We start from the raw sequence: 3673 nt of genomic DNA, 5'->3' as shown, positions 1-3673 counted from the left end.
GCCAGGCACAGCGCGACGGCCAACGCGGCGGGAATGCTCTTGTTCATCGTTCTCTCCGCTTCAACGATCGCGCCGCGAGCGCACGCCCCAGCCCTTGCGCTCGAACAGCCGCTCCATCGCGTAGTAGAAGGCCGGCAGGATGAACAGCGTGAGCAGGGTCGACACCACCAGGCCGCCGACCACCACCGTGGCCAGCCCGCGCTGCACGTCGGTGCCCACGCCCGTGGCCAGCGCCGCGGGCAGCATGCCGACCGAGGCCACCGAGGCCGTCATCAGCACCGGGCGCAGCCGCTCGGTCGCGCCCTCGAGCACCGAGGCCCGCAGCGCCAGCCCCTCGCCGCGCACGCGGCGGAAGTTCGCGACCATGATGATCCCGTTCTGTATCGACACGCCGAACAGCGCGATGAAGCCCACCGCGGTCGCCATGTTGAGCGTCTCGCCCGCGAGGTGGACCGCGATCAGCCCGCCGAGCGTGGCCATCGGCACCACGCCGAGGATCAGCGCCACGTGCCGGATCTTGCCGAACTGGAAGAACAGCAGCACCGCCATGATCGCGACCACGATCGCGAGCGACACGCCCAGGCGCGCCTGCGCGCGCTGCTGGTTCTCGAACTGGCCGGCCCACTGCAGCCGGAACTTCGCGGGATCGAAGGGCACTTCCTTCGCGATTCGCGCGCGCGCCTCCTCGAGGTAGGAGGCCAGGTCGCGGTCGCGGTTGTCCACGCGCACCGTGATCTGGCGCTCGTTCATCTCGTGCGAGATGGTGCTCTCGCCGGTCTGCAGCCGGATGTCGGCGACCTGCGCGAGCGGCACCTTCGCGCCGTTGGCGCCGTTGAGCAGCAGCGCGCCGATGGCCTCGGTACCGCCCTTGGCGCTGGCCGGCAGCTTCACCGACACGTTGTAGGTGCGCGCACCCGCATACACCGTGATGATGGGCGCGCCGCCGATGCCGGTCTGCACCAGGCCCGCCACGTCGGCCGCGCTCACGCCCAGCCGCGCGGCCGCCTCGCGGTCGAGCCGGATCACCACCTGCGGGATCGGCGGCTCCTGGAACAGCGAGGCCGAGGCCGTGCCGCGCACCGTGCCCAGCAGCTCGACGATCCGGTTGCCGATGCGCCGGCTCTCCGCGAGGTCGTCGCCGTAGATGCGCAGCACCAGCGGACTGTGGGCGCCGCCCACGGCGTCGTTCACGCCGTCGATGATCGGCTGGCTGATGCCCACGTCGAAGCCCGGCATGCGCGCGAAGCGCTCGCCCAGCATGCGCACGAAGTCGGCCTTGTGCATGCCCGCGGGCCATTCGGCATAGGGCTTGAGGCCCACCGGCACCTCCATGTGCGAGGGCGTCCAGGGGTCGGTGCCGTCGTCGTTGCGGCCCAGTTGCGTGACCACGTAGGAGACCTCCGGGTACTCGAGCAGCACGTGGCGCAGCTCGGTGGCCATCTCGCTGGCCTTGTCGAGCGACAGGCCCGAGGGCAGCTGCACCTGCAGCCACAGCGCGCCCTCGTCGATGTCGGGCAGGAACTCGCGCCCGGCCGTGGCGCCGAGCACGGCCACCGCCAGCAGCGCGGCCACGCCCAGGCCGTAGGCGATGGCGGGCATCCCCAGCAGCAGGTCGAGCGCGCGCCGGTAGGCCGCGGTGAGCCACAGCAGCGGCCGGTTGACGAAGGGACGCCGCGGCTTGCGCAGCGCCACGTAGGCCAGGCTCGGGATCAGCGTGAGCGCGCACAGCAGCGCGCCGACCAGCGCGTAGCCGACGGTGAAGGCCATCGGCCGGAACAGCTTGCCCTCGGCGCGCTCGAAGGCGAACAGCGGGAAGTAGGCCGTGATGATGATCAGCGTGGCGAAGAAGATCGGCCCCGACACGTGGCTCACGGTCTCGAGGATGTTGCCCTCGGTGAGCGTGGCGTTCGGTTCCTCCTCGCGCCGCCGCAGGATCGCCTCCATCACCACGATGGCGCCGTCCACGATGATCCCGAAGTCGATCGCGCCGAGCGAGAACAGGTTGGCCGGCATGCGGGTGAAGTGCATCACGATGAACACCGTCACCAGCGACATCGGGATCGCCATCGCCGCGACCACCGCGCTGCGCGGGCTGCCGAGGAACAGGATGAGCACGAAGCACACCAGCGCCATGCCCTCGAGCACGGTGTGCGTCACCTTGTCGACCGTGAGCTTCACCAGGTCGTCGCGGTCGATGTAGGGCACGATGCGCACGCCCAGCGGGGCCAGCTCGGCCTGCAGCGCGTCGATCTTCCGGTGCACGCCCTCGAGCACGCGCGAGGGGTTCTCGTACTTGAGCATCAGCACGATGCCCTCGATCGTGTCGGGGTCGGTGTTCTTGCCCAGGATGCCGCCGCGCTCCTGGTGCCCGAACTGCAGCCGCCCGAGGTCGCGCACCAGCACCGGCGCGCCGCCGCTGTTCGACACCATCACCGCGCCCAGGTCGTCGAGCGAGCGGATCTGGCCGATGCCGCGCACCACGTAGCTCTGCTCGCCGCGCGCGATGCGCCCGCCGCCCGCGTTGGCGCTGCCGTTGTTGATCGCCGACACCACGTCGTTGAGCACCAGCCCGTGCGCCTGCAGCCGCGCGGGGTCGAGCTCGAGCTGGAACTCGCGCGTGAAGCCGCCGAAGTTGTTGACGTCGACCACGCCCGCCACCTGCTTGAGGGCCGGGATCACCTTCCAGCGCTGCAGCTCCGACAGCGCCATCAGGTTCATGCGGTCGGACTCGAGCGTGTAGCGGTAGATCTCGCCGGCCGGCCCCGCCACCGGCCCGAGCGCGGGCTGCGCGCCCGCCGGCAGGCTGACCTGCCCGATGCGCTCGGTCACGCGCTGGCGCGCGAAGTAGTCGTCGGTGCCGTCCTTGAAGGTCAGCGTGATCAGCGACAGGCCGAAGGTGCTGCTCGAGCGGATCGAGGCCAGCCCCGGCGTGTTGCTCAGCGCGCGCTCCAGCGGCGTGGTGATCTGCTGCTCCATCTCTTCCGAAGCCAGGCCGTTGACCTGCGTCGTCACCTGCACCGTGACGTCGCCGAGGTCGGGATAGGCCTCGACGGTCATCTGCGTCCACGACCAGGCGCCGAACAGCACCAGCGCGACCGACAGCGCCCAGGCCAGGTGCCGGCGGCGCAGGAACTGGGAAATGACGAGATTAATCATTGAGCAGCACGCCGCCACGGACCACCACGCGCTCGCCGGACGCGAGGCCGCCGCGGATGCGCACCCGGTCGCCGTCCTCGCGCCCGAGCTCGACCGCGCGCCGCTCGAAGGTCCATGGCTGCACCTCGACGAACACGCTCACGCTGTCGTTGTTCATCAGCAGGGCCGAGCTCGGCACCTGCGGCTGTGCGGCCTGCGGCAGCTCGAGCGCGGCGCTCGCGTACATGTTGGGCTTGAACACGCCCTCGGGGTTCGCGAAGACGATCCGCGCCCGGGCCCGGCGCGTGTCGGCATCGAGCGCCGCGCTCACGAAGGCGACCTGGCCCGCGAACCGGCGCCCCGGCTGCGAGGCCAGCGTCACCGTCGCGTCCTGGCCCGCGGCGACCAGCCCCAGCAGGTCCTCGGGCACGCCGACCGTGACCCAGACGCGCTCGAGGTTGGAGACGGTCATCAGCGCCGCGTTGGCGTCGTTGAGCACCGCGCCGCTCGCGGCATTCAGCGCGGTGATGGTGCCGGC

General features: G+C 71.0%; 2 protein-coding genes. Both read right to left on the bottom strand.

The window, feature by feature from the left end; all coding sequences use genetic code 11:
• Positions 1 to 60: 60 nt before the first annotated feature.
• Entirely contained in the window at positions 61 to 3156 is a 3096-nt protein-coding gene (locus tag AC27VN_RS35695) for an efflux RND transporter permease subunit (protein WP_490879678.1), read from the bottom strand.
• Positions 3149 to 3673: efflux RND transporter periplasmic adaptor subunit (locus AC27VN_RS35690; protein WP_490879677.1), on the bottom strand; the 525-nt coding region annotated here is incomplete at its 5' end. The genes AC27VN_RS35690 and AC27VN_RS35695, both read right to left, overlap by 8 nt.

The organism is Variovorax sp. 20P10.2.4, from assembly GCF_058244205.1.
This window is presented reverse-complemented; position numbering and strand designations above follow the sequence as displayed.

Coding starts and splice junctions, on each gene's coding strand:
- AC27VN_RS35695 (WP_490879678.1), bottom strand. CDS start 3,156: ATGATTAATCTCGTCATTTCCCAGTTCCTGCGCCGCCGGCACCTGGCC.